This window comes from Rhodopirellula sp. J20-39, assembly GCF_057365095.1.
In genome coordinates this window covers 5393919-5419828 of the sequence record NZ_CP195123.1, presented here as the reverse complement: position 1 = coordinate 5419828, position 25910 = coordinate 5393919, and the positions used below count along the sequence as shown (strand labels likewise).

General features: G+C 52.1%; 17 protein-coding genes. 1 reads left to right on the top strand and 16 read right to left on the bottom strand.

The window, feature by feature from the left end; genetic code table 11:
• Window positions 1-8: 8 nt before the first annotated feature.
• From ACR3ZL_RS19600 to ACR3ZL_RS19525, 16 genes are all read right to left on the bottom strand, one after another.
• Window positions 9-1142: a glycosyltransferase gene (locus ACR3ZL_RS19600; protein ID WP_486172907.1), complete on the bottom strand. Its 1134-nt coding sequence runs from the start codon at window positions 1140-1142 to the stop codon at window positions 9-11.
• 41 nt (window positions 1143-1183) lie between these two features.
• Window positions 1184-2059 carry an FkbM family methyltransferase gene (locus tag ACR3ZL_RS19595; RefSeq protein ID WP_473651406.1) on the bottom strand — a complete coding sequence of 292 codons (876 nt, stop codon included), beginning with the start codon at window positions 2057-2059 and terminating at the stop codon, window positions 1184-1186.
• Between the two features lie 7 nt (window positions 2060-2066).
• Complete coding sequence (locus ACR3ZL_RS19590; protein WP_486172906.1) at window positions 2067-3362, bottom strand: ABC transporter ATP-binding protein; 1296 nt, start codon at window positions 3360-3362, stop codon at window positions 2067-2069.
• A 36-nt stretch (window positions 3363-3398) separates the two neighbouring features.
• Window positions 3399-4289: an ABC transporter permease gene (locus tag ACR3ZL_RS19585; protein WP_473651409.1), complete on the bottom strand. Its 891-nt coding sequence runs from the start codon at window positions 4287-4289 to the stop codon at window positions 3399-3401.
• A gap of 48 nt (window positions 4290-4337) precedes the next feature.
• Window positions 4338-5234 (bottom strand): glucose-1-phosphate thymidylyltransferase RfbA, encoded by an 897-nt coding sequence (gene rfbA / locus ACR3ZL_RS19580; protein ID WP_473651410.1) that lies wholly within the window; start codon window positions 5232-5234, stop codon window positions 4338-4340.
• A 100-nt stretch (window positions 5235-5334) separates the two neighbouring features.
• Window positions 5335-6390, bottom strand: a complete 1056-nt coding sequence (gene rfbB, locus ACR3ZL_RS19575) for a dTDP-glucose 4,6-dehydratase (RefSeq protein ID WP_486172905.1) — start codon at window positions 6388-6390, stop codon at window positions 5335-5337.
• 62 nt (window positions 6391-6452) lie between these two features.
• The gene (locus ACR3ZL_RS19570; protein WP_473651412.1) at window positions 6453-7346 is read right to left on the bottom strand and encodes a sugar nucleotide-binding protein; all 894 of its coding nucleotides are present in this window, start codon (window positions 7344-7346) and stop codon (window positions 6453-6455) included.
• Between the two features lie 20 nt (window positions 7347-7366).
• The gene (locus tag ACR3ZL_RS19565) at window positions 7367-7864 is read right to left on the bottom strand and encodes an acyltransferase (protein WP_486172904.1); all 498 of its coding nucleotides are present in this window, start codon (window positions 7862-7864) and stop codon (window positions 7367-7369) included.
• 233 nt (window positions 7865-8097) lie between these two features.
• Complete coding sequence (locus ACR3ZL_RS19560; RefSeq protein ID WP_486172903.1) at window positions 8098-9345, bottom strand: glycosyltransferase; 1248 nt, start codon at window positions 9343-9345, stop codon at window positions 8098-8100.
• Window positions 9342-10634 carry a TIGR03087 family PEP-CTERM/XrtA system glycosyltransferase gene (locus ACR3ZL_RS19555; protein ID WP_486172902.1) on the bottom strand — a complete coding sequence of 431 codons (1293 nt, stop codon included), beginning with the start codon at window positions 10632-10634 and terminating at the stop codon, window positions 9342-9344. The genes ACR3ZL_RS19560 and ACR3ZL_RS19555 overlap by 4 nt, the downstream gene beginning before the upstream one ends.
• A gap of 154 nt (window positions 10635-10788) precedes the next feature.
• Window positions 10789-11769 (bottom strand): XrtA system polysaccharide deacetylase, encoded by a 981-nt coding sequence (locus ACR3ZL_RS19550; RefSeq protein WP_473651416.1) that lies wholly within the window; start codon window positions 11767-11769, stop codon window positions 10789-10791.
• Window positions 11769-12743 (bottom strand): sugar transferase, encoded by a 975-nt coding sequence (locus tag ACR3ZL_RS19545; RefSeq protein WP_473651417.1) that lies wholly within the window; start codon window positions 12741-12743, stop codon window positions 11769-11771. Before ACR3ZL_RS19545 ends, ACR3ZL_RS19550 begins: the two co-directional genes overlap by 1 nt.
• A gap of 966 nt (window positions 12744-13709) precedes the next feature.
• Window positions 13710-14402: an exosortase-associated EpsI family protein gene (locus tag ACR3ZL_RS19540; RefSeq protein WP_473651418.1), complete on the bottom strand. Its 693-nt coding sequence runs from the start codon at window positions 14400-14402 to the stop codon at window positions 13710-13712.
• A 104-nt stretch (window positions 14403-14506) separates the two neighbouring features.
• Entirely contained in the window at window positions 14507-19594 is a 5088-nt protein-coding gene (locus ACR3ZL_RS19535) for a tetratricopeptide repeat protein (protein WP_486172901.1), read from the bottom strand.
• 120 nt (window positions 19595-19714) lie between these two features.
• Entirely contained in the window at window positions 19715-22102 is a 2388-nt protein-coding gene (locus tag ACR3ZL_RS19530; RefSeq protein ID WP_486172900.1) for a polysaccharide biosynthesis tyrosine autokinase, read from the bottom strand.
• Between the two features lie 164 nt (window positions 22103-22266).
• Complete coding sequence (locus ACR3ZL_RS19525) at window positions 22267-23148, bottom strand: exosortase/archaeosortase family protein (protein ID WP_473653511.1); 882 nt, start codon at window positions 23146-23148, stop codon at window positions 22267-22269.
• 1581 nt (window positions 23149-24729) lie between these two features.
• Here ACR3ZL_RS19525 and ACR3ZL_RS19520 point away from each other — a divergent pair.
• A complete protein-coding gene (locus tag ACR3ZL_RS19520) occupies window positions 24730-25446 on the top strand; it encodes a hypothetical protein (protein ID WP_486172899.1) in 717 nt (238 codons plus the stop codon).
• Window positions 25447-25910: the final 464 nt, after the last annotated feature.

Here is a 25910-nt window from a genome sequence, read left to right as displayed (position 1 = left end):
CTAACTGACTATCGGTACAAGCACTCGGAAAGAAGTTTGCGCAACGGTTCAACGCACTTTTCCCATGACAGGTCCCTTCGGATATTCGCCATTGCCTCCGCGCACTTCTCGTCACCGATGGCGGCGGCGCGGCGGATAGCATCGGCGAAGGAATGTGGTTCGTCTGTTTTACTGAGAACAATAGCCCCCTCACCAAAACGTTCAGCGTACTCTTGGAAATAAGGCAAAGGTGTCGCAACGACCGTCTTACCATACGCCCATGCGAGACTCAGAACACCGCTCGTTGTGATGTGGCGATAGGGCATGGCAACAACATTTACGACGCTCATGTATGCAGCTAGCTCCCGATCTGTGAGCCACTTCGCAACGACGGTCGATGACGAAGTTTTCAGTGCATCTAGTTGCCTTTCGTCCAACATCGCACTATTTCCTGCGATCAAACAATGAAATTCGTTCTTCATTTGGGAAACCGCATCCACAGCGAGTTCATAGCCTTTGTATGAACGAATAAAACCCAGGCACCCGACCACATATTTGCGGTCAATATCTACGATGCTCTGCCGAGCCGCGTTGATGTGTTCGGAATCGGCAAGCTCAGGCAAATACAATCCGTGATCAATCTGACAGATTTTCACAGGAGTTGCTCCCATCTTAGACGCCGCTTCTGATGCTTCCTTGCTGTGAACAATCACCACATTTGCAAAACGGCAGAGCAGCCGATATCCTATCCCATCAACAAATTTCGCGTCATCATGACGCCGCGAATTATGCATCGTCCAAAGGACCGTCAATCCATATCGCCGGCAATCCCAGAGATGACGCGCAAACCCAGCAAGCAATCTAAGGGATTGAATTGTGTGCTTCCCCTTCCACAAGTCTTCGGGCCAATGTACGTGCAGCACGTCGCCCGGTTTTGCAGCGGCAAGCAACTCGCGTGTGGAGGTTGGTGCGAGTTGAACCGCTTCTTTGGTTACCCCAAGACTTTTATAGAATAATTCCTGATAGGGATTATTCGAATACAAAGGAATTACCCAGAATGCCACGCTACGTTCCAATGGGATGTGGCTTCCATTATCTTCAACATGCGCATGCTCTTCCTCCAACAACATCGTTTTTTTGGCGTGAACGTTTGTTCTGGTCATTGAAAGCTGAATCAATCACAATGCGATGCTTACGAACACACTTAAAGATACTGCTGATCTTTTCGCGAAAAAATAACATCGGTTTTTCCAATAGGAATTTCTGTAATCCGCGTCGGTGGCAGCACCGGACTTGGGTATAAGTAGCTCCTGATATCGTAGTTGTTCTCCACTTTGTATGCATTAAAACCCGCCTTCCGAAGAATTTCATAGCCAACGTTTCCAGTTTCATCGACATCCAATTCTACGACAACTTCACAATGACTTGACAGTTGATTCAAAATACTAGCCATACCTTGAATCACTTCAGGCTCAAACCCTTCTACGTCAATTTTGACAATCCGTACTTTGCTCAGGTCTGTCTCACATAAAATTTCTGACAGAGGAAGTCCGGGAACGTGCTCAGCGGTTCTAGAAAGATCTCGTGTTGTCGACGTGTTTCCGATATTATTCCTAGGACCATGGATAATCCCAACGTTAGTGCGTACATCTGTGGCAGCAACATTCTTGCAAAGCACATTAGTTACGCCATTGATATCGAGGTGACTTTGCAAAACATCGTAAATTGGACGACATGCTTCTATCGCGATAACAGATCCTGTTATCCCGACTTTCTGAGAAGCCAGCAGCGTGAAATACCCAATGTTTGCGCCGACGTCTACAAACGTCTCACCCTCGGTTAACGTCCTTTTAATCCATGCCGTCAGATTAGGCTCCCAAATCCCAAAGTAGTAAATGCATCGCTGAATACTATCACGTGTTGATCCTGTTAATGCACATCCAGTGCGAGTTCTCGCAATGAAATTATCTTCCCTCCAATGTAGTCGGTCCCAGAGAAATCCTCGACCAGTCGTTATTGGCAGGTATCGAATCCATTTTCGTGCTGTGGTTGCGCAAATTTTGCTAAATGTTTTATTCATATACTATCTATGCCAACTGCTTGATGTTCCATCGCTCGTTCGTCAACACTGCTGCACGATACAGAGGGCTACCGTTACCAAAGTAATCAGACGGAAGCACATCGATTGCGAACGCATGCTCCTTAAAGTCCAATGCATAATTTCGCGTCTCAAGCTTCATCGTCACTAAATATTTTCCAGGATATAAATTTAGCTGCGATAGTTCACACCGAAACTCGAGGTGCCCTGCCGGGAAAAATGTTTGAATGCCATCACCATGACTCGAGTGAAGTGTTAATACTCGATTGCCATCAACAGAATCAAAACCAATCCCCAACGAAAGTTCGCGTTGGGGTTCTGCTAGGTAGCATTTCACATGAACAGCGACGGCGCTTCCCACGTCCCACCCAAATGCATCGTTTGTTCCGTCTACAGTTTTAACGAATGCTTTGGAGATACAACCTCCTGCCGTCGGAAGTGACGCTTTATCTCCCTCGAATCGATCTGTTGCCTTTCCTTGGTCCATGTACTTGGCGATCGCTTCTGAGATGATCATTGGGCAACTTGATTTACCAGCCTGCATAACAATGCCAGTTGAGCATAGTGACTGCACTGCTGCCAAATTGTGGCTTACAAACAATACCGTGCGTCCTCCGTCTGAAACATCTTTCATTTTGCCAAGGCACTTCTTTTGAAATTCGGCATCGCCAACCGCTAAAACCTCATCAATGATCAGAATTTCCGGTTCCATGTGAGCGGCAACGGCGAATGCCAGCCTAACTTGCATGCCGCTTGAGTAACGTTTTGTCGGAGTGTCCAGGAACTTTTCTATGCCGCTGAATTCGACAATTTCCTCGAACTTACAATCGATCTCTCGCTTTGTCATACCGAGAATTGTGCCGTTCATGTACACGTTCTCACGACCTGTAAGCTCTGGGTGAAAGCCGGTGCCAACTTCAAGCAGGCTACTCACCCGACCCCGGATTACGGCGCGTCCGCTGGTCGGCTCAGTGATTCGACTTAGTACCTTTAGCAAAGTACTCTTACCGGCACCATTCCGTCCCATGATTCCAACCACATCGCCTTTATTGATCTCGAAAGAGATGTCGTTGAGAGCCCAGAGTGTTTCGTCATCGACTTGCAATTTACTGCCTGATTTCGATGATAAGGTCGATGTATTAAGTCCTCGTAGATTTCTAAGGTTCTTAAATGGCGCAGTTAACACGCCCTTGGCTGCTCCGATAAGCGTGTCTGGAACTTCTTCTTTTGCTCCTATTCGATAAGCCTTGGAGAGGTTTTCGACGGTAATGACGGGACGGGACATTGGGAGTAAGGAGTAAGGAGTAAGGAGTAAGGAAACTTAAGCCACGTCGGCGAAGACCTTTTCTTTGCTGCGGAAAAACGCGAGGCCCGTCACCAGCGTTAATGTTCCACTAATCATGCCGACGACCAACAGATCCCAGGGAATAGGTTGCGAGCCAAGCAGGCCTGCGCGGAAAGTCTCAATCACGCCGACCATTGGGTTTATAGCGTAGAAATTTCGATACTCGATTGGGATTAGACTGGCCGGATAAACGACGGGGCTAGCATACATACCCATTTGGACCAGGAAGTTCATGGCATGCTTGACGTCTCGATATTGAATAGCAAGTGCAGTTAACCAGACACTGACTCCGGCAGCAGTGACGACCATCAGAATGATCGCCAGTGGCAATACGACAATTTGCAACGATGGAATCTGCTGGTAGAACAGCATGAGGACTGCCATAAGGACAGCTGCGATAAAAAAATCGACTAGCTTTGCCACCACGGCGGACATCGGTAACAACAGACGCGGGAAGTAGATCTTTCTCAGCATGTTCGCTTCGCTGACCAAACTTGCAACACCATCCGTAATCGCGTTACTGAAGTATGTCCAAGGCAACAAAGCTGAAAGGCTAAACAAAGCGTACGGGACTCCATCGCTGTCTACCTGTGCCAATCGCCCAAAAATGATCGTAAAGATGACCATCGAAAACAGAGGCTGGATGATTGCCCAACCGATGCCAATCGCGGATTGGGCGTAGCGGACTTTGATTTGACGCCAAATGAGAAAGCGAAACAGATCGCGATAAGCAACCAGTTCTTTCCAATCAAAGAACTGAAGTCCTTGACGGCGCTCAATGATCGTAATGTGCTCAGAAGGATCACCGATCGCCACAACTGGATCGGACATCGGCGCTAATGACTTCTCTTGGACAACCGTGGACATAATTAGATTCAACAATTCGCGAGGGGCATATCCGGCAACAACTTTGAATTAACTGATCTCGTTAACGCTCAAGGTTGATGAGGACTTACATATTCGATGAAGATAGTCGCCATATTCGTTCCTCATTGCACTCGCAAGCGTATTTAGCTCACAATCCGATATGAACTGCATTCGCCAGGCAATTTCTTCGAGACAACCAATCTTGAGCCCTTGGCGTTTTTCAATCGCCGCTACAAAGTTGCAGGCATCCAAAAGCGAATCGCGAGTTCCAGTGTCCAACCACGCAAAGCCTCGAGAAAATACTTCAACGTCTAAAGTCCCTTGTTCCAGATACGCCTTGTTAACGTCGGTGATCTCCAACTCGCCTCGCGGCGACGGCCTTAAATCTGCAGCGATATCAAGCACATGGTTGTCGTAAAAATAAAGCCCTGGAACCGCGAAGGATGACTTTGGATTTATCGGCTTTTCTTCCAGTGAAATGGCATGCCCGTCGGCGTCAAATTCTACGATCCCATATCGCTCAGGATCTTGAACACGATACCCGAAGATTGTGGCACCGCTCTCTTGTGATCCTATTCGCTGCAAGAGCTTGCTGAAGCCTTGGCCGTAGAAAATGTTGTCACCGAGCACCAAAGTCACGGGATCCTTGCCGACAAAGTCACGGCCAATGATAAATGCTTGAGCCAGTCCTTCGGGATTGGGTTGCTCGGCGTAGCTCAAATTCAAGCCCCACTGCGATCCGTCGCCGAGCAGCCGTTCGAACCCAGGCAAGTCGTGTGGCGTTGATATTAGGAGGATCTCGCGAATCCCAGCGAGCATCAGTGTCGACAACGGATAATAGACCATCGGCTTGTCGTAGATCGGAAGCAACTGCTTGCTTACGGCCTTGGTAATCGGATGCAAGCGAGTGCCTGAACCGCCGGCTAGGATGATGCCTTTTCTCATGCGTTTCGAGATGTGAGTTTGGGGTGGCGAGTCAGATAGATCATTGGAGTTGAGGGGTGAAGAGATTTTGCTGAGGCGAATTCCGAAAGGTGGCTGCTCGCTACTCGCCGCTCGCCACTCCTAATCGTTCGCGTTGATAGTTACCGCTGGTGACTCGATCGATCCAAGCCGTGTTGTCGAGGTACCACTGCACCGTTTGGCGGATGCCATCGGAAAAGTCGGTTGCTGGTGTCCAGCCCAGTTCACGTTTGATCTTTGATGCGTCAATCGCGTAACGGCGATCGTGGCCGGGACGATCTTTCACGAAGGTGATCAGGTCTTCGCAACAGTGATTCAGTTCTGGCAGTAATTCGTTGACGGTGTGGCAGATCGTTTTGACGATGTCGATGTTGGTTTGCTCGCAGTCGCCCCCGACATTATACGTTTCCCCGATCACACCCTTGGCGAGTACGGTTTCGAGAGCCGTGCAGTGGTCTTCGACAAACAACCAATCCCGCACGTTCAACCCATCGCCGTAAACCGGGAGTTGCTTGCCTTCGATCGCATTGAGCGTCACCAACGGGATCAATTTTTCGGGAAATTGATAAGGGCCATAATTATTCGAGCAGTTTGTGATCAGCGTCGGCAAGCCGTAGGTACTTTTCCAAGCCCGGACCAGGTGATCGGATGATGCTTTCGAGGCGGAATAGGGTGAGTTCGGGGAATACGGGGTGGTCTCGGTGAAGTGGCCGGTGGCCCCCAATGAACCGTAGACCTCATCAGTGGAAACATGCAGGAAGCGGAATTCACATCGCTTGCTAGCGGGAAGCGATTGCCAGTACTGCAGCGAAGCATTGAGCAGCCGAAAGGTGCCGTTAATATTAGTTTCGATAAAGTCACCGGGCCCATCGATCGATCGATCGACATGCGACTCGGCGGCGAAGTTGACCACCGAGTCGACTTCGTGTTCGTCAAGCAGTCGCGAGACAAGCTCGCCGTCGCCGATGTTGCCGTGAACGAAGCGATGGTTGGGGCCCTCTTCGGGGACCGAATCAAGATTCCCCGCGTAGGTCAACGCATCGAGATTGATGATTTTGTATTGGCCCGATGCCACGGCATTGCGAACGAAACAGCCGCCGATGAATCCGGCGCCGCCGGTGATGAGAAGAGTTTGCATAACGATTAAAGTGTGGCGAGGCGAGCGTGATAAAGTGCGTTTCTAAACGGTCTTGAAGTTTGCTAGTGGACGCTCGCCATAGCCTCCAGTTTCCAGCTTTCTAATGCGTTCTGAATCGAGTCACGAACCGGCGTTAAATGGAGGCCAGCCGCGATCGCCTTGGAACTGTCCATCACACAGTTGGAACGTGGGGTTTTTGCCGCTTTGCACATAAACTCGCTTTCAGAGTCGAAGAATTGAAAGTCTTTGTGCGAGACCCCCGAGTTCCGAATCAAAGAAACGACATCGCTGGTTGTGACGCTCCCCGGGTTGGTCAAGTTGTAAATTCCGAAGTCGACGTTCTTCTCAAAGCAGTCTAATGCCGCAGCTACGAATTCGGGGAGATTGGAGAGGCTGTTCTCTGCTTCGAGCAACGTCTCGTAACGCATCAGTTTGCTGAGATAATTGCGTGGAGAGTCGAGATTGGAAAACGGAATTCGCAGTCGCCACAAATAGCAGCGGTCGACATCTGCAAGCACTTCTTCTCCCAGGGCCTTGGTCCCTGAATAGAAGCTGCAGTTGTTTTGGCGAAATGAAAAGTTGGGTGCGTCGGTCTCCGTAAATCCGCCCCCGTCAGCTCGGCGACCGGTGTAAATGCAGCCTGACGAGACATGCCCCCAGGTGATGCCGAGACGGTCACAGGCTTGGGCGATCACACCGGGCAAGACAGCATTGCCCGCCAAGCAGTTTGCCTTGTCCAATTCGCATGCATCCACATTGGGCTTGCCGGTATACCCGGCGCAGTTGACGACGATATCGGGCGAGGCGTTGGCGAGGCATTTTGCGAGCGAGTCGACGCAGTAGAGATCGCAGTTCTGACGACCCAGCCGGGTTAGGTTGTAACCCCGGTGCTCTATTTGTCGCGAAAATTCCTGGCCAACGTAGCCGGTCGATCCGATCAGGGCGAAGCGCGTCATGTTGATACTCAATTGCGGTTTCATGAATTCGCCTGGAAATTCCAAGCTTCGGTTAATGGGAGGGGATCGCGTTTCCGGATGACGCGGGCCGGGGCACCCACGGCGATGACTCGTCTGGGAAGTGGCTTGGTGACAATGCTTCCAGCGCCGATCACCGACTGCTCGGCAACGTCCGCCAGTACGATGCTTCCAGCACCGACCCAACTGTCGCGGCCAATTGTCACGGGCCGCTGTTGTCCTACTTGCATCCGTATGGGAACGTCCAGTCTCGCTGTCCCGTGAGTATGAGGACCGCTGGGGATCTGGACCCCAGGCCCCAACAACACATCTTGTTTCAAGCTCACCAAACCCAACATGCAACGCGGCCCGATGTAAACGTTCGCTCCAATCCGAGCACCGACCTTGGAAAACAAGACGCCAAAACTAATCGTTGCTGAAGGATCGCAGTGCTGAAGCGACAACCGATAAAAGGCGACCCGCACATAACTACCGATCATGCCAGGGATCAACGATAACATCTGCGAATGCGATTCGAGCGAGGCGTCTGCGCCGGTGAATCGACTGAGCAAGAAGTGGGTCAGCGCGAGAGGCAGGATGGCTAGGGTTGTGAAAAGACGGAATGCTTGTTTTAAGGCGGACTTCAATTTGATGGGAAAAGCTGGGAGTTGGGAGTTTGAAAAAGCTCAATTGTAAAATTTAAATTGAGGGACCATTGTTGCTGATCTCTCTTTGAAAGCCACGGCGACTTATGCTACCTGCGAAGAGCTAAAGCTTGAAAATGCTTTGCGTATTCGCTGATCACGTTCCTTAAATCAAATTGCTCGATCACTTGTTGCCGTGCCGCCTTCCCAAACATAATTGACTTCGACGTATCCGAAAGTAACTCGACCATCCGGTCGGCTAACGCAACGGCGTCACCTCGCGGGACCAAATACCCATCCATCCCTTCTCGCAAGTGCTCGGCGTTTCCGCCGACGTCGGTCACTACCGATGCACACTCACTGGCCATCGCCTCGAGCAGCGTTAGCGATGCCGCCTCGCTGACGCTGGTGAGCGTAAAGACGTCGACGGCTCGCAGAATGGCCGCGACGTCGTGCCGGATGCCTAGGAATTCGATTGAGGAGGGAAAAGAGGGGGGGCTGGGAGTGGGGGAGTTGGGAGTTGGGAGTTGGGAGAGCTGCTTGATCAGTTGTTCGATGTTTTTGCGTTCCGGGCCGTCGCCGACTAGCAGCAATTTGGCGTTGGGGAGTTGTTGGTGGACGCGATGCCAGCCTCGGATCAGTGTCGCGTGATCTTTAACCGGATGAAAACGGGCCACGCAGGCAGCATATGGCCGACCGACATCGAGCCCCAAACTGCCTCTCAACTCGGCTTGCTGCTGCGCGCTGCCACGTGGGGGCAATTTGGCGAGATCGACTCCGTTGGGCAAGGTGAATGTTTTGGGAAACCCTTCAATGCGGCGGACCGCCTCGGTACTGAAGTCGCAACACGCCGTCGCAACGTCGGCATAACGACTTAACAGCAATCGATTCACCCAGCGACGCTTCCAACTGACCACGTCGGGGTAGTGACGACCATGCTCGGTGAAGATGATTTTGCATCGGGCACGGCCAAGCAATCTCGCTAACGCTGAATAGAAAAATGGTGTGTATTGGTGCGCGTGCAGTACCTCAATTTTGCGAGCATGAACTTCGGCGGCCAGCTTCTTAGCAACAGTTCGATCAAAACCAGGCTGGCGATTGAGAACTACAACGGGAACCCCAGCATCAAGCAACTGCTGGCCCAATTCACCTAGTGCATCCAAGCAAAACACGGTTGCTTGAATTTGATCGCCAAGCCGTTCGATAATTTGTTTCACCAATACCTCGGCGCCCGCAACCTGCATCACATGCATCACGAAGCCGACACGGACGGGAACTGGGGGCTGGGAGTTGGGAGTTGGGAGCTGGGAGCCGGGAGGCTCGCCTCCGGCGGCTGGAGCGTTCACGATGCGAGTCATGACACCCCCGCAAATTGAGGGAACGAGCGGGATGACAGATCGTTACGAAATCCTGCATCGATGATCGACACCAACTCGGCCACGCGTGCGGGCCATGAATATTCTGCCTTCACCAAGTTGCGAGCCGCATCACCCATGCCTTGACGTCGATTCGGGTCAGCCGCCAACTGGGACAGGGCATTGCACCAATCATCCACCGAATCGGCAATCGTAAATTCCTGACCGGACACCGCATCAATGCCTTCGGCAGACTGCGAGGTCAGCACGACTGGTAACCCGCAGGCCATGGCTTCGAGCACTTTGTTTTGAATTCCGCGAGCTAGTTTTAAGGGCGAAATCGAGACATCGGCGTGATGCAAGTAAGGACGAACATCGGGGACTTCGCCCACGACTTGAACCCCGAAGACTTTCTCCAAGTCAAGCACGCGCCGACACGGCCGGCGTCCGACAATTGACAACTGCACGTTTAGTTTGCTTCGCAACAGCGGCATCACCTTGCTGCAGAACCAGACCATCCCTTCCACGTTGGGCTTGTAATCAAGAACGCCGGTGAAGACGAGGGAAAACGCGGGAGTAGGGGAACAAGGGAGATGGGGAGACGGGGAGTCGGCAGACGGTGTCGCGGGGCGGAAGTAGTCGGTGTCGACGCCATTGCTGATTCCGAAAACAGGCGTTTTGGCATCAACTCGAAGACGGAAAAGTTTGGCTTCGTTGTCACTGACTAGCGCGACGGCGGTGGCCTGCTCGGCGATTCGCTGCTCTAGCTTTTGCACGCGTCGGGACTCGATTGCGTACACCAACTTCTTGAGCAAGCGAGACTCGCGACTCATCTGCTGCCACTTGAGACTATCGACATCAACAAGGTCGACGATCTTAGGTGTCCCTGCGAACGCTGCATGATCTACATACGGAAACATGCTCGAACAAAACACCAGGACTGCGTCGAAGGGATCTTTTGCATGCTCATCAAGCACCTGTTGCGACAGAGTAAGGGACGCAAACATCCCTTCGGTCAAACTGCCACCTGATACTACCGACTTCAAGGCGGAACCGAACCGGCGGAAACGGGGCAGGTCGGCGACAAACACTTCGTCGCACAGTGACGCGAGATGTTCTCGCTCGCCCACTGAAATCGACTCATCGGTCGTACAACCTAACGTCATCCGAAATCGTTGACTCAGCACACGCAGCAGATTATACGAACGAATCCGATCGCCGCGGTTCGGCGGGTAGGGAAACCGATGCGTTAACATCAGTACCCGTTTCGATGGTGATGAGGTCGTCGACATTCCGTTTTGATTCAGCGAAAAACCTTTCCGCCCGCGCGGACTTCGTCCTCTTGGGTGACCCTTTGCTCGGGTCATCCATTGGCGAGTTGATCAATACTGCTCCGCGGATGGTTCCGCGGACGACCCATGTAAACCCTGGCAAATGCCAAGGCGACTAACGAGCGCGATGAGCGAGAGGCCGCGAACGAGATTCAGGCATGCTCGTTACTGGAACCACCGTCAGCGTCTCGACTGAACTACTGCAATCGCCCACGATACTGCGTGACATCGTCCCAAAGGTATGATTGCCCAAGAGAGTCTTGAGCCCTGAGTGCGTGTGTTTTAAGTTGACGTAGTGCCGAAAGCGACTCTTCATACCAGCACCCGTGATACGGGGTTGATCTGGATCGATTTCCCAAGGATGGATGTAAAACATGGCCGGCCGCCCCTCGCTTTCGATGCGGCGAATTGCAGCCGAGGTGAAAGACCGAGGGAAAAACCGGAAGTAGCCACCGCCGATCGGTACGGTCAGCCCGCCTACTTTCGCTAGCGTTGGCGGGAACTCTTGAATCACGCCACTGGCGGTTTTGTAAGTGTGAATTTCCTTTCTCGCATCCGGCACGCCATAACGGTCGTGGCCGCTAATTGGAAAAATACTGGAGTCGGTTTCAAATCCAAACTCGCTCAAGATGTCCAGTGCCCACATGGACTTCTTAGTGATCGAAAAACTGGGGGCGCGGTAAGCGGTGACCACCACCCCGGCGGCATCGGCAATGGCTTCTTTACTGTCGGCGATATCCTCCGCGAACTCCTCGGGCGTTAGATCGTATACCAAGCGATGCCAATAACCGTGCGAGGCAATTTCATGGCCGGCCTTCGCGATACGCCGCACCAACGACGGAAAACGCTCAGCCACCCAGCCCAACACAAAGAACGTCCCACGCACTTCACATTCATCGAAAAGTGAGAGCATCCGGTTGGTACTGGCAACCACGCGACTCTCATAGCTTCCCCAGTTCTTTCGGGAAACGCGATGCTCAAAGGCGGAGACTTGAAAGTAGTCTTCCACGTCTACCGTTAGCGCGTGACACACCGGAGCGCCGGCTTTCCACCCTGGAGACGAATGCGACTCACCAATCACTATAGGCACGCTCATTATCGTGGCCGACGGATTGGATGAGCATCGGACTGCACTTCACCCACACCTGAAAAGGCGAATGCGGGCTGGTAGTCTTCATTCGAATCGCATCGCGAATCACACAGTGGACGCGTACAAACCACACTTGATGGCAGCATACGACCCTGGCTGCGTTCCAAATGAGGCTCCCGCACAAGGTGGAGCCGATCCAAACACATCAACCGGGTCACCACAATACCCTTCAAACCAAACAAACGAAGGGCGGTCGCAACCATCATTCTTGCATCAAGCCAGAGTCCCGCATTCTCGATATAATGCAGGTCCAACAGCTGCTTACGCCGAACGTCTTCAACGGTCTCATCAGGCGGCAAATTGATCTGAGCTAACCCGGTCACACCGGGCTTAACCACGGTGCGTTGGTAATACCCTTCAATCTCCTGGGCTAGCTTCTCACAAATCTGTGGCCGCTCAGGACGGGGCCCTACTAACGACATGTCACCCCGACACACGTTCCATAGCTGAGGCAATTCATCTAGATGAAGCTTACGGAGCACCTGGCCCAACCGGTTGACCCGAGGATCATTCTTGCAAGCCCACTGTGGCTTACCGGGCCGTTCGGCATCAACAACCATGGACCGCAGCTTGATAATTTCGAACGCCTGTCCATGTAGCCCAACACGCTCTTGGCGATAGAACCCCGGCCCCTGCGAAGTGACCCTAACTAGGACGTAAAGCAATAAAATAAATGGTGAGGCAAAGAAGAGCAGTAGCCCACCCAAGATCCGATCAACGAGATACTTCCGCTGAAAAAACACACGACAACGGTCCGGGCAGCGAAGCTGATACCTCATTCCCCCCAAAGTGGATGGAGTGTCCTGGTCTATGGACGCTTTTGGGGCCAGTTCGGATTGACCTTTGTCGCTCCATTCGGTGTCTTCACCCGCACATTTACGGCTTCGCTTCCCGTTTGATGACAGTGATCCTGTAGCCATGCTCTACTCCTGGTGGATACTCTCAGCCGCCTACAGGGTGATTCACTTCTGATCACACAACATCTGGTTGGGGTACATGCCCCCAATATGACGGTCGTTGCACTTATCCTAGTATGGGTGGGTGCAGATTGAAGGGGGGGGGGCAGTGTTTTAATGGAAAAATTTCATTCAGATGGCCTCACCGCCACCGCCTCCAAAAAACCCCCTTGTGGAAGTTTAGTTTCCTGTGATCTCCATTAATGAGGTTTCAGTGGGTTTTGATCACGCGTTGGGAGGTGTTCTTGAACGGTAAGTGTTAAAGTTTACAGTCCAGTCCCTTCTACAAAACTTTACTAATTCCATTTGTGGAACAGCGTTCCGACCAGAACAGATGGGTGGTGTTGGCCCGGCAACAAACCGCCAGATTTTTTGTACGTGAGTACACGGTTCTGGTTATCTGCACTTCATGGACTCCACGCAGCACCCGTCGCAATGCATAACCAGTTCGAACCCTTGGTTCAACGACTGAGTCGTCTCTTGTCGGTACGTGAGAGTGGCCGGGTGAACCGCACTGAAGACACCCCCCTGGTAGATTGTGTCGGTGTTGCGAGGTCTATGATTTGCCGACAGAAGTCGGTCGACAGCATCAGCATGGTGCGACGATTCGCTTTCCACGGGCCCGCATACGATTGGACTTTCGTGTTTTCAGATCAGCTTTCGTAAGCTTGGAGACACTTGCTCTGTGTCATTCCACGACGGTCACTTATCCCCAACCTTTTTCCTTGCCGTCGCCCACTGTAAATGTTGACAACCGAATTGCGATACAACCTGCTCAGGCAGAGTTTTCTGTTCGACAGCAGCAAGATTCTGGTCAACTCGGCTAGGAATGCAGAGAGGAGCCTACGAATCATTCGGCCTGTCTGTCGTGCGCAAGCAAACCCTGCGTGTTTCTGTCAACGGCGATGACGAAAGACGCTGCATACGCAATCATTTCTCGCCTAATAGACGATGGGTGTGAGGTAAAAACGCAGTCACAAAATCTTTGACGGGGCGACTGGTTTCATCGCCAGCAGGTCCAGCCACTTGGATTTTATACAGAGCGTCCGCAAACCAAAATCGTGGGTGTTCACGGGCCTGCCATCCCTCGCCGCTGCTCCATCCGTACCAGACTTCCAATGATGGGTCGGGCACAGGATCCACAGAAAAGCGAACTGCCCATAGAGTGTCTTCTCGATCAGAATTGCTGACATGTTCTATCGCACGCTCTCCCACAATATTGGTGCCAACGGAGCTATAACAGATCTCCGGCGTGTGTACGGCAATGGGCCCGCGAGGCCCAAACAGGATTGCTACGTTAACGCTAGCGCCGGTGACATCGCTACGGTACACCCGAACTGTCGACCCGTAACAACGAAGCAGTTGGGCTGCACCTTCATCAAGTTCTGACTCTTCAACCAGTTTCCATTCCCCAATCTGTTCGGGAAGCTCACTCAACTTACTGCCCGCGGCCTTGAGATCGCGACTTACCGCCCAGCGACCATCCAAATAGCCATGAACAACTCCAGAGAACAATGTCAGCCCGATCAGAACCGCGGTCGCAGCTATCCGCGTCTCGCGTTTTCGCGACGCTTTCGATGTCCCTGGTTGAGGTGAAGTCGAGTGAGTTGGAGTGTGATTCATGATTTGCGTCTTTGAAAGTAACAACGGGATCGGCTGTGATCGAAGTTGTTTCCATCGTGCAATGATGTCAACAACACGACCACATTCAAAAGCTAGGCGGACAGTTACAAACGACCGCCAAATTGTCGTTTCATTTCTTCGAGTCTCTTTCGCTCGCTAGGGGTCAATGCCGTAGGATCAAGTGTGTCAAGGTCCAACCGTTTCCATGCCCTCCGGGCGATTTCATTTTTACCTTGAACTAGCTGCGAAAGGATAACGTGAAACAGATGTCGAGGTTCACCGGATACGGCGAATGCTTCTCCAAAAACCGTTTCAGCCTCAATCAAGCGATTGGAAGCCATCAGAACCACGCCCTTCGTATCAAGCAACTCTGGATTTTGGTTGGTTAGCTTCAGTGCGGTCTCAATCGGAGCAAGCCCTTTAGATGCCTGCTGAGGTATCTCTGAATATGCCATTGCGAGATTGTTTAACGAGCGGATGGATGTCGGATTTGTTTTCAGTGCTCGAGAAAATGACTTGACTGCAGCCTCGAAGTTTCCCTGCGCCATCTGTAGCGTCCCTGTTCCCTCTAGCAATATTGCATCATCGTCAAAGCGATCGACACCATCTGCTAACCTTTGTTCGTGAGCATGAATCAATTTTGCTTGCAGCTCACTACTTTGAATGCCTAGCAGCGACTCCACGAGCAACTTTGCAGACTTCGCATCGCCATGCTTATCAAAATGAGCGGCGCATATCTCAACGCCCTTTTCAAACTTTCCGTTTTTTCCCAACGCGAGGACATATGGTCCGAGGGCTTCAGGACGCTTTTCGTACCCACGTTCGAACCACTTCAATGAATCTTCAGAAAACCCGAGTCGCTGGAGTGACGTCCCCGCCGCCGCGAAGACCATTAGCGCTCGCATATCCGTTTGACCTTCACCCAGTGAAGCCCCGCCTGCTGGCTCGATTGCTAAAGCGTTATCCGCCCACTCCTGAACGATCCCCGGCATCTCTTCGCGGTTTCCTTCTCGCTCAGAAACTCGCAGGGCAACTTCAAGCGTTTCAAGCTTGCCACCGGCTACTGTGTTGAGTTTTTCCAGCAATAGATTGAGTTTTATGTCGTCACGTGATTCCTTCTGATTTAGCAGGTAACTCGCATATTGATACAAGTCACTCGCTGCTGGCTTTCCTTTGCTGACCAGGCTGTCGTACAACGAACGAACCTCAGAATTCACCCGAGCCTGCTCTTTCTTTGAACTGCCGCTTCGATAGCTGGCACCTCGTTGCAAAACGGATGCGAGGAAACGCTTTGCCGTATCAGCATCGCGAACTTGGGACTTTATGAGCTGCCGCAAAATCGATTCAGATTCGTCCAGCTTGCTCAAAAGGGTGTTGTTGTCTGAATCTGAAAGTTCGCTGTTTGCAGCACCTTCACCCAAACGCCGCAATGCGTCACCCGCGAGCAAAATGGCATGCATTAACCGATTGCTTGTGACAACGCCTTCGGCCTCAGATAGCAATTGCCCGATTTCTTTCCAATCAATGGCGTCGCCAGTTCCGCTCCGAGCGACGAGCTTCTGTGCCAAGACGTTTCTTAGCAAGTTATTGCTCGGGTTACGCGTCAACGCTGTTCTAAGCGAACGAATTTCGTCATCGTCTTGCTTGAGCAAACGATAGATCTCAGCCAGCTTTAATTGAGAGTCCGACGAAGGCTCTGCCTGATCAACACGCAAAAACATCTGAAGCGACTTTTCGTAGTCCTTCAATGCGACATACCCCTGTGCGAGCAAACGGCTTCGAAACGGCTCACTCACTTTGCTTGATTTAATTGTCTCGATCATTCCTCTGATGCCAGCCTCATCGGCAAGCGTGCTGAGCAGGCGTAGCTCGGCTGCGAAGACCCGCGGATCATCATCGCCTGCCAATTCCGCCGCGCGTTCAATGGCGTCTCGCGTCGGAGCGAGGAACACCTCGCGATCCGCTGGATCCGTCGTGTTTTGCAATGCCGTTGTACCTGTCGCTGCAACGACCAATTGCGGCAATGGGTCCTTCGGCTTCATGGCCGCTGATTCAAGTGCTACATGCATACTCTTTGAAAAATCTCGCTGCTTGATAGCGAGGTTGATTTTTGTTGCAGCCAAATCTCCCGGCTGTGACATCGCCCCCATTTCCGCGATTAGAATTTCCTGCTCCGCTTCATCACCACGTCCCAGCAAAATCAATTGCTCCCACAACAGACGGCGAAGCTGCATCTGCGTGCTTCCCGCGGCAATGCCCTTGCGCAATTGATCCACTGCGTTCTCGGGATTGCCTTCCAATGCTGAGATCCAGCCTTCTAATGCGATCGCATCACCCCAACGTGGTCGCCGAACCAAAATCGCAGAGACGAGCTTGCGTACCTTCGACAAATCGGGATCATTGGCGTCGAAAACCTTCGATTGGGACTGCAATTTCCCCAGCAAACTAAATGCCTGTAGGAATCGCCAGTGCGTCCCTTCATCGCCCTCTCGCTGGTGCAGCGTTTGGAGACACTCAGAAAATAGCTTGTCGCGGGCAGTTCCCTGATCTCCCGCCGCAAGGTAAGGGGAACCATCTGGTAGGCGTTTGGCCAAACCCGCAAGCATGGTGAGCGTCGCAAGCGTTTGCTCTCCATCGGGAATCATCGAGAGTGCACGATAGGCGAGTTCAGTGTCATCGCCACGGGCAGCAAAGCTGGCGGCCAACTGGAACAAATAGGCTTTAGAGGGAACCGTCCGCTGTGGCGGCTCGCCAGTTTCGCTGGGAGTTGACTTCGCCGCTTCGATAAGCTGGTTTGCCGCATCGGCGTGTCGCCCTAACCCAGAAAGAGTTCGAGCCCGAACAACAGGTTCAAAAATCCCGCTCTCGGCCGCCACGATCGACAAACGATCTAACGCCTCCATCGCCGCTTGAGTTTCGCCCGCTTGCGCCAACCGTTCCGCTGCGAAGACATGCAACTTCGCTTCCTGCGGATGATTCTTTGAAAGCTCATCAATGCGTTTGGCCAATTTTGCGGATGCCAAGTGTTCGTCGCTCGAAACGCCTTCACCGGGAATCGTTAGCTCGAAAGCTTCGACAAACCGGAGTCGTGATCGAAGTGCCTGCGCCGGGTCGACATGCGACGGGCGGTCTCCAGTCTCGGTCACTACAGGCGATCGCGGGTCCTGCTGATCTGGCTCATTTACAGTTGAATCTCCTTCCGCCTGGACCGCAATTTCTAGTTGTTTTTTAAGCTGACTAACGTCGGAGCGAATGTCGTCAAAATCGCGGTGCTGAGGGAGAAGCCGCAATTGATAGTTGAAACGTGCCTCCAGGCTAGCCATTCGGTGATCAAGTGATTTTGTCGAATCAATAAAGTCCCATTGCCGCATAGCCTTAAGACGATTTCCGGATTGATTCCAAGCGTTGGAGGCGGCAATCCGAAGTAGTTCGTTATTCGGATCCAACGCGACCGCCTTTTCAAGCGTCGCTGCGGACGCATCCCACATTCCTTGATGCCCGTAGAATTCCGCTAGTCTAAAACAGGCATCTACACGTTCGGGCACGGAAATCTCCGCATCTGAATTGACTGCTTGTTGAAGAAGTTGAATGGCGTTGAGCTCATCTCCTCGACCGGCCGCTAGAAAGCCTTTCAGCACGTCAAGATGCCACTTGGCGGCTTCAAGTCGACGTCCCAAGGCAACGCGTTCCGAGCGAACCATGTTGGACTCAGATGCCCGGGATAGCCCGACAGATGCTGAATCGATCGCGTTGGCAAGCGTTTTGGCTGTCGCTTCTGCCTTGTCAAATTCGCCCTGATTGAGATAGGTGCCGGCAATCGCTCTGGGCAAAAGGATGCTAATCTCTCCGACTCGATCGAGACCAGCCTGCCAAGCCACCATCGCTTCGTCAACGCGGCCTAGATTGAATAATAACTTTCCCGCATCCAGGTACAAACTCTCAAGATGCGAATCAGATAGGGGCTTCAACTCAAGCGTCATCAGGAATCGATACTGCTCAATCGCATCCTCGGGAGCATCGCTCTGCTCCAATCTTGCCAGCTCATAGATCGCTAGGAAATCCCAATAGCTTGGTGGACTGGGAATCGAAGTTGGGTATTTCTCTTTTTGCTTAGACTGTTCGCTCAGCTCTTGCTGTTTTGAATCGGTGGCGACTGAATCCTCTAACCGTTTGCGTGCCTCATCAGCGGCCGCTTTGAGCACACCCTTTGCCAGCCCACGCTTGCCCGATATTTGCAAATGCCTACATAGTGAAAGCTTGGCGCGACTGTCGGCGTTGTTATCGAGCGAATCCTCACAGGCCTGTTCCACTGCATCCAAATCCTGCGGAGAAAGCAGAGCCTCCGCTTCAGGATCGCCACGAAACAAAATGTCCTTTGTCACTCGCGTAAACAGAAAGTGGTTGATTAAGTTGAGATCATCGGGATTCCGCTGGAGCGCCAGTCCCAAAACGTAGGTGGCGGGCTGATTGGACAACCAGCCCCAAAAATCTTCGTCCTTATCTACTTCGTTTGCATCTTGCATCGCATAGGTGCCATCCTCGATTTGGTTTGCCAATGCCATTGCAAGAAAGGCGGCGGCTTGAGGGTCTTTCTCGCTCGCTCTGAGCTCCTGAACCTGCCGCACGGCTTCACGATTCCAAGGCCCTCCGAGTTGCAGCAAGCGACTGATGAGCCGCAGTCGAAGCTCTTCCACCTTAGATGCGTCCTTAACGCCAATTTGAGCAATCGCACTACTAAGCAACTTTCTCGCTGCAGTGATTCGCTGACCAAGCTCAGCGGGTTCGGAAGCGTCGGCCGCGCGATCCGCAGCAATCGCGGTTAAATAGACCGTGTCAATATCATCAGGAACTAGCAGCGAATAACGTTGAAGCCACTTCGCTTGACCGACAAAGTCCTCCTTTGCTTCTGCTCTTCTGGCGAGTTCCTGGAACGTCTCTGCGGTAGATGCGGAATGGTATAAGTAAGACCCCGTCGCGACGCTCATTAGTATCGAAAGGCTGATCACCGAGCCCAGCAACAGCCTCTTATTCCATCGCCAACGGTAACGACGCTGGGCAAGCTTCGCGTCACGGAATGTGTTCTGTGTGGATGTCCTTGGACTGCGTGACGAATCGACTTTTGCAGTCAATGTTTCAGATAAATCAACATCGGCAATGCGACGGCCGGGCTCTTTTAAAGGTGTCTTGGACATAGGAGGTCAATACGGGGGGGCAGCAATGGGTGTGAGTTTAGAAATTGACTGAAACTCTGAACCACGGAAGCAACTATTGTGACTCAAAGAACTGCCAATATCGTTGGTAGCGCGTTAGTCTCAGGTTGCTGTTGGCTCGCCGGTCACTGCGTAGTGGTAGTCACCGTATCGGTAGGCGTATTGTCTAGCGGAAACACCCGAAAAAACTGTTCCAACGACGCTCGCCCCACTCGCTTCGAGACGACGGGTCGTTCGTAGAACGCTTTCTTTGCGACTCACATCTCGCATCACGCAAATCAATGTCGAATCAACAACAGCGGTGATCGCCAATGTTTCGCCGGCAGCTAAGACAGGTGCAGTGTCAAACACCACGTACCGATAATGCGCGAGCGCGTTGTCGACAAATCCGTTAACGTTTGACGGACTGATCAGACGGTGTGGACTGGCACTCAAGCGTCCAGCAGGCAACAAATGAATTAAGTTGCCCAGCGACGTGTCGACCGCGCCTTGCAAGTCGGACTCCTGTGATAGAACACCAGTGAAACCAGTGCCCATTTCGAGGCCAAAGATCTCATGTTGATCGGGGCATCTCAAATCCGCGTCAACCAACAATACGGTTTCACCTGTTGCTTTGGCGATCGATAACGCTAATTGAGACGCGACGCTACTCTTCCCTTCACCGGACATGCTGCTAACGACCGCAATTGTTCGCGTGTTTCTAGTGTCCATTGATAAAAACAGGTTGGCACGAAGCGTATCAATACTTTCCTCAAATACTCTCCGTCCCTTTAAAGCGCCGGCGCCCGCTGGAAGCCGAGCGATCTCCCCTAGAACAGGCGCCAGCTCTCCATGCTTGTCGTGTGTCTCGGCATCCGTCAAACGCTGAACCTTGAACTCCCAAAGCAATCCCAACAAAAACGGCACTGCAAAGGCAACCGCGGAAGCGATGCCCAGCTTCTTATATGGCATTGCTTCAACAGGGGTCTTTGGAGGAGTGGCTGAGGCCAGCGTTCGAACCGCACCATCTTGTCGCCGCTCGGTACGAATCGCAGCAACTCGGCCGCGCAATTTCGTGAGCACATCCGATGCAACAACCAACTCGTCGTTGGCAAATTGAAGCTCGGCAGTCGTGCCGCCAAATTGTTCCAGTCGTTCTCGCTCCTCGTCGTGCTGACTCTGCAAAATCTCTAGCTTGGCTACAAGTGCTTTGCGTTTATTCTCGCGTTCTTTCTCTTTCGCAGTCGCGTATGCTTGCTGGGCAACCTTTTGCTCTTCGACGTTTTGCTGCTGTTGTTTCTGCAGCTCTTCATGTTGCTTCTTCAATTGCTCTCGCTGCCAGGCAATCGTACGCGAAGCAATCTCTTTTCGTTGTTCGAAATCCTCCTCAATCAAACGCTGAAGTTTTTTTGCCGATCGATCATGTGCAAGCTCGCGCTCCAGTTCGACCTTACGCTCGGCGACAGCTAGGTTCTCCTTCATCTGGTTGTAGTAATCACGACTGACTCGAACCATGTCCTTGACTTCTAAGTCCAAGAGGATCGCTCGATAGCGATCTGCAATTCGCTTGGACTCACGTACTTTCACATCCGCTTCGATCGCGTTTGTTATATCCTTCTCGCTTACTGTCCCTTTCTGAACGTCAGCTTCCGCGATTGCAGGAATTGAAAGCACGGAATCGCCATGAGAGGATAAAGTGACTTCCGCCAGAGTCGGGAAGTCAGCGGTCGCATCAAATAACGCTAGCTCGATCTCGAGCTCACCGATCTGCGATCGCAAGTCCGCCAACCGGGTCATGTTTGATTCACTTTCCGCTCTATCCAAGTTTCGACCAGGAGCAAAACCTAGCGCCTTTTCGCTAAGCATGTGAACGCGCTGCTGACGCCCTTCCACTTCTTGCTCCCATCGCTGGATCTCGGGTTCGAGCCATCGCTCCAAATTGTTGACGCGCGTGTCATCAAACGAGTCTCGTTGACGCAGATAAGAATCGACAACCGCGTTGCAAACCAATGCAGCTGCCTCTTGGTTCGTATCCGTATAACTCACTACCAAGCGAGACTCTGTTCCACCGCTGTTAACAGAAAGATTCTCGCGAAGATTGGCCTCCGCCATCACTGGATCCGATAGGCTCGGAACGCTGCGAAGACCTGGATCGGCCAATACCGGGTCCAGCACAATTGGATTGAAGAACAGGCTCTTTTCAGTACGCGCCAAATCCTTGACGACCGGCATCACGCCTTTGAAAACCACAAAATCCTCATTCGCCTCAAGTAAATGCATCGCGGTGTATCTAGGAACAAAGCTCTGCATGACTACAAACGCAGCAATCCCGGCGAACGCTGCACCGACGGGAACAGCCCATGGCCAACAACGGCGAAACGTCACCCACAAAATCCACGGGTCGAAGGCCACTGCCTCACCACCAGCTTCAGCTCGCTTCGGTCCGTACGAACGCGCTCCGGCATTGGGATTGTTGGCGGACTTCCGATTTTCTTTTGCGACTTTGGACATAGAAAGATTGCCCCTACCGGTGGGCCTCATTGGTTTCAGATCAAACGATGCGAATTAAACAGGAGCTACGAGCACACAAGCCGCTAAACGTTGATTTCTTTGATGTTTGAAAACCGAGTCGAGACGCAAGCAATTTGCCGCTACGCTCGCTCGACAGTCCTAAACTATGATGACGACGACACAAAATCTCTTGCCGTTATTTGCTCAACCGGCCGATACAGCGACTCCCAATAGCCCTTCAAAGACCAGAGCAAACCAAAGGCAGCGGGAACCATTAAATACCCCGTCCAATCGTGAATCGCTCCTCGCATTGATTCGCCATCGAACCACTGGTAGAGCAGCCCCACGCTGACAATTCGCATGGCGTTGACAAAAATCGCAAGTGGAACCACTGCGACGAGCAACACAACACGATCAACCCAACTGCGTCCTGCCATTACTGCCCAAAAGCAAGCCAATGCAGCGACGCCAATAAAGATTCGCATTCCCGAACATGCTTGCTCGACAAGCAACCTCTGATCGGCAATCCAAATCACGTGACCTTCGGACACGGCGGGCTGCCCAAGCGTCCGCAGAATTGCGGTACTCAGCCCTGTTGCAACTCCTTGTAACTTCCAACTCAACAAGGTTTCCGCTTGATAGGGCAACGGGATCATAAAGAACAAAAAACCGATGGCGGGTAATGCCCACTTCGTCGCCTCTATCCCCAAGAGCACCCAGGTGATTCCAGCCAAGAGCGGCAAGAGGGAATAACCATCTAAAAAGTCCATGTACAACAAGCGTCCTGCCAAACGCATCAGCACCGCCAGGAAGATCAATGACAAACCGGCATAACTCGCGTTAGCTCGAACACCTGGAAACTTGTCCGCTCGATACCAGAGCAGCATGATTGCGAGCAACGGCACGATATATCCGTGCGAATAATCCGGTTCACGCCGCCATGTGTCTTCCGCCCATACCAAAGTCGGCCAATACGCGAACAGCAGCACGCCCAAAATGGGCAGAAGACGGGCCGACCAAAACTTAAGGTCGCCCATAGACAACATCGACACCAGCGAATCGGACACCTTATCAGTGGCCACCCTCGTTCGGGCACCTAGTGCCGCTGGACTGGTCGGACGTCGCTTACGGTCTCTGCTCTTATTTCGTGCCAACGCACCAGGCTCCCAATACCGCCAATTCTTAGCCTAGAGCTATCAAAACAGCTCGGTCGCAAATGTCACTCACAAAACGCGACGCGGCCAGAACCAAAATCAATCTATAGACACACTGCCGATCCGCGGGGGATGTAATTACCCCCACCGCCACAGGCCGATGCAGCTTCGCCAGCCCAAAGAGCTAGCCGCATGCATCCCTGTAGAGGAGTATCATAACCACTAGGTTGGCTGTGCCAAGGTTTCGAATTCCGAAAATGAACCTTTGTTAATCACCCGCTTCGGTCGTCCTAACCTTTTACGAACAACATCACTGTAATTCGCCTGTTTCCCTTCAAAAGCGATACAATGCCTCGCACTTGGGTGAAGACGAAGGCGATAGAACTGTGGAGGATCGCGACAAAACGCCACGGCTCGTTCGGCCTGTTTGTCTGCCACTAGGTAATAAAAGTTTACCAGAATGGAATTGGAAACGAAACACCGGACAGGGGGGGTGGAAGCGTTCCGGAATTGCGATGGCCAACGGATTTTGCGTGAATGAAATCGCTCCGGTCCCGCAATTCGATGCTAAAAACTTGCGAAGTTTGCCGGCGTTTACGAGCGAATTGATCGGCTTTTCCCGGCCAAGGCATTATCCGAAGACCTTCGTCTATAGCGCCGAACTTGCATCTGAAGCTCGTTGTTCACTTTGAAAATACGAAGTACGCATTGCAAAAGTTTGATCTAAGTGAGCTGCGAACTGGACACTCAACCGCCACGATCAAGATTGGCACGATCAAACGTATGGCCTCGGCGCACTCCTTCACCTTGCGGAAGAAAAACACCATTTTCTTAAACAGACCCGATGCGATATGGCTTGAATCGGACAACATTTAGTTACGATTTAGGTGGCAAGCCCTCCCCCCTCCACTGCACCTTTTCAATACGGGACTGCGGGACGGGCCTTCTTTCGCTATCTCTTCTCTTCTCAATTCGGGCGACGGGCCGCTTGTAACGACAATGCACTGGACTCAAGCTTCGTGGGAAATTACCACTACGGTTGCTGGCAACATTCAGCGGCACGCACAGAAATCGCCATTTGCGCTAATCGGACCAAGCGACCATTGTGATGTACAGATTCCCGCTCGCGGCGTGGGGGGGGCATCGTATTTTGCCTGTTGTTTCAACGAAAAGATTGAACTTTGGCCATTGTGCGCGGTCGCTTTTCCACACTGGGGCATCATCGACGAAAGCATCGACGTCCCACTTGGGCAGCATCGTTTGCGTTTTGCACACACACGTGCCGCTTCGTCGGAAACATCGGTGTGGTCCCCCGCGTCTCTTGGGCAAACAAAGTACCTCAACGAATCACAATGCTGCGAAGCTGAACTCACACTGGCATGGGGCTCTACCGTCATGGTCAGAAAATTCCTTCGTTCAGTAACCATACTAGGTGAGGGCCACCCTAGTGTTCTGAGAGCTCGGGGGCGGGGCATGCGCCGATGCGACCATGCCATCATTTGTAACCTGAACCGGGTCTGGTTGGTGGACCTGCACCCCGTGACCGCTTACCCCTCGATCGATCCGTCCATTCAGGCATCCTCGCCTCATTATCCTCCCGCAATCGAATTACAAGCGGATGGTCGTTTTTACCAAATCGGCGACATGCGAATTTCAAGGGGCCCGGCGGACGTCGAACACGAACATTCCGTCGTCCGGCGAGAGGCGATCATGAGGCGGGGGCGGACAACCGAACGCGTAGAGGCACATTCAGGCGACCAAAAATCCGTTCTGTTCGTCGACGTTGAGTCAAGTAGGGAGCGTGACGTCACATCCCACCTGAAATCGCTTTCAGATGCTCAAACGAAAACGACGGATGAAGTCTTTGACACTTCTGGCGAAAACGCATCCCTATCCGGTCTGATCCAGGACCTTCAAGCGGTATCGTGCAGTGATGAAAATTCATGCGTTGATGAACGCGAAGTGAACGTTCAGGAATTCGTGTCGACCGGCAAAAAAGAAGAATCCGTTATCGAAGGCGAAACAGCTTTGGAAGGCTTCGATTGCCCAGAGATGTTTACCTCGCATTTGACGGGGCGCTTGGTTTCCATCAAGAAAAGTCGCTTCACAAAAAAAAGACTTCTTCGCACCACGGGCTTTGTCTTGGTTTTCATGATCGTCATAAGCTTTTTGGCATGGCTGATTAGCTAATTCAAACGCTGCTTATCGAACGCTTAATTTTCGGTAGTTGTTGCCTGTTCCAACAAGACTTCGTGCCGACGATCAGTTTTTGATGTTTCTGGCGTGAAACTTGCTGGCGAAGTCGTAGCCGGCATGCATCTGCCGGCATACAATAAGCAAATGAATTCCCGTTGAATTAAGATGTGGATAAGCCCATCGCCGGACGGATCGGACTTTGATTAACTGCAGTGCGAATGACACCTTTGCAATGGTAAAACCGATACTCAGTTGATAATGCAGGATTGTGTCCGAGCCTTCACTGAAGGTCACAAGCTAACCGTGCCGAACTCTTCTTCTTTATAAAGACCTAGGTTAACAACCGTCGACTGCTCAACGATCATGCATCATCTTAAGGTTGCCCTATGATTTTTTATGGCGTTCTCATTGCCTGCCTGACGTGCACCTGCCTGCTAGTCGTTTTGTTCAGGCTTGCG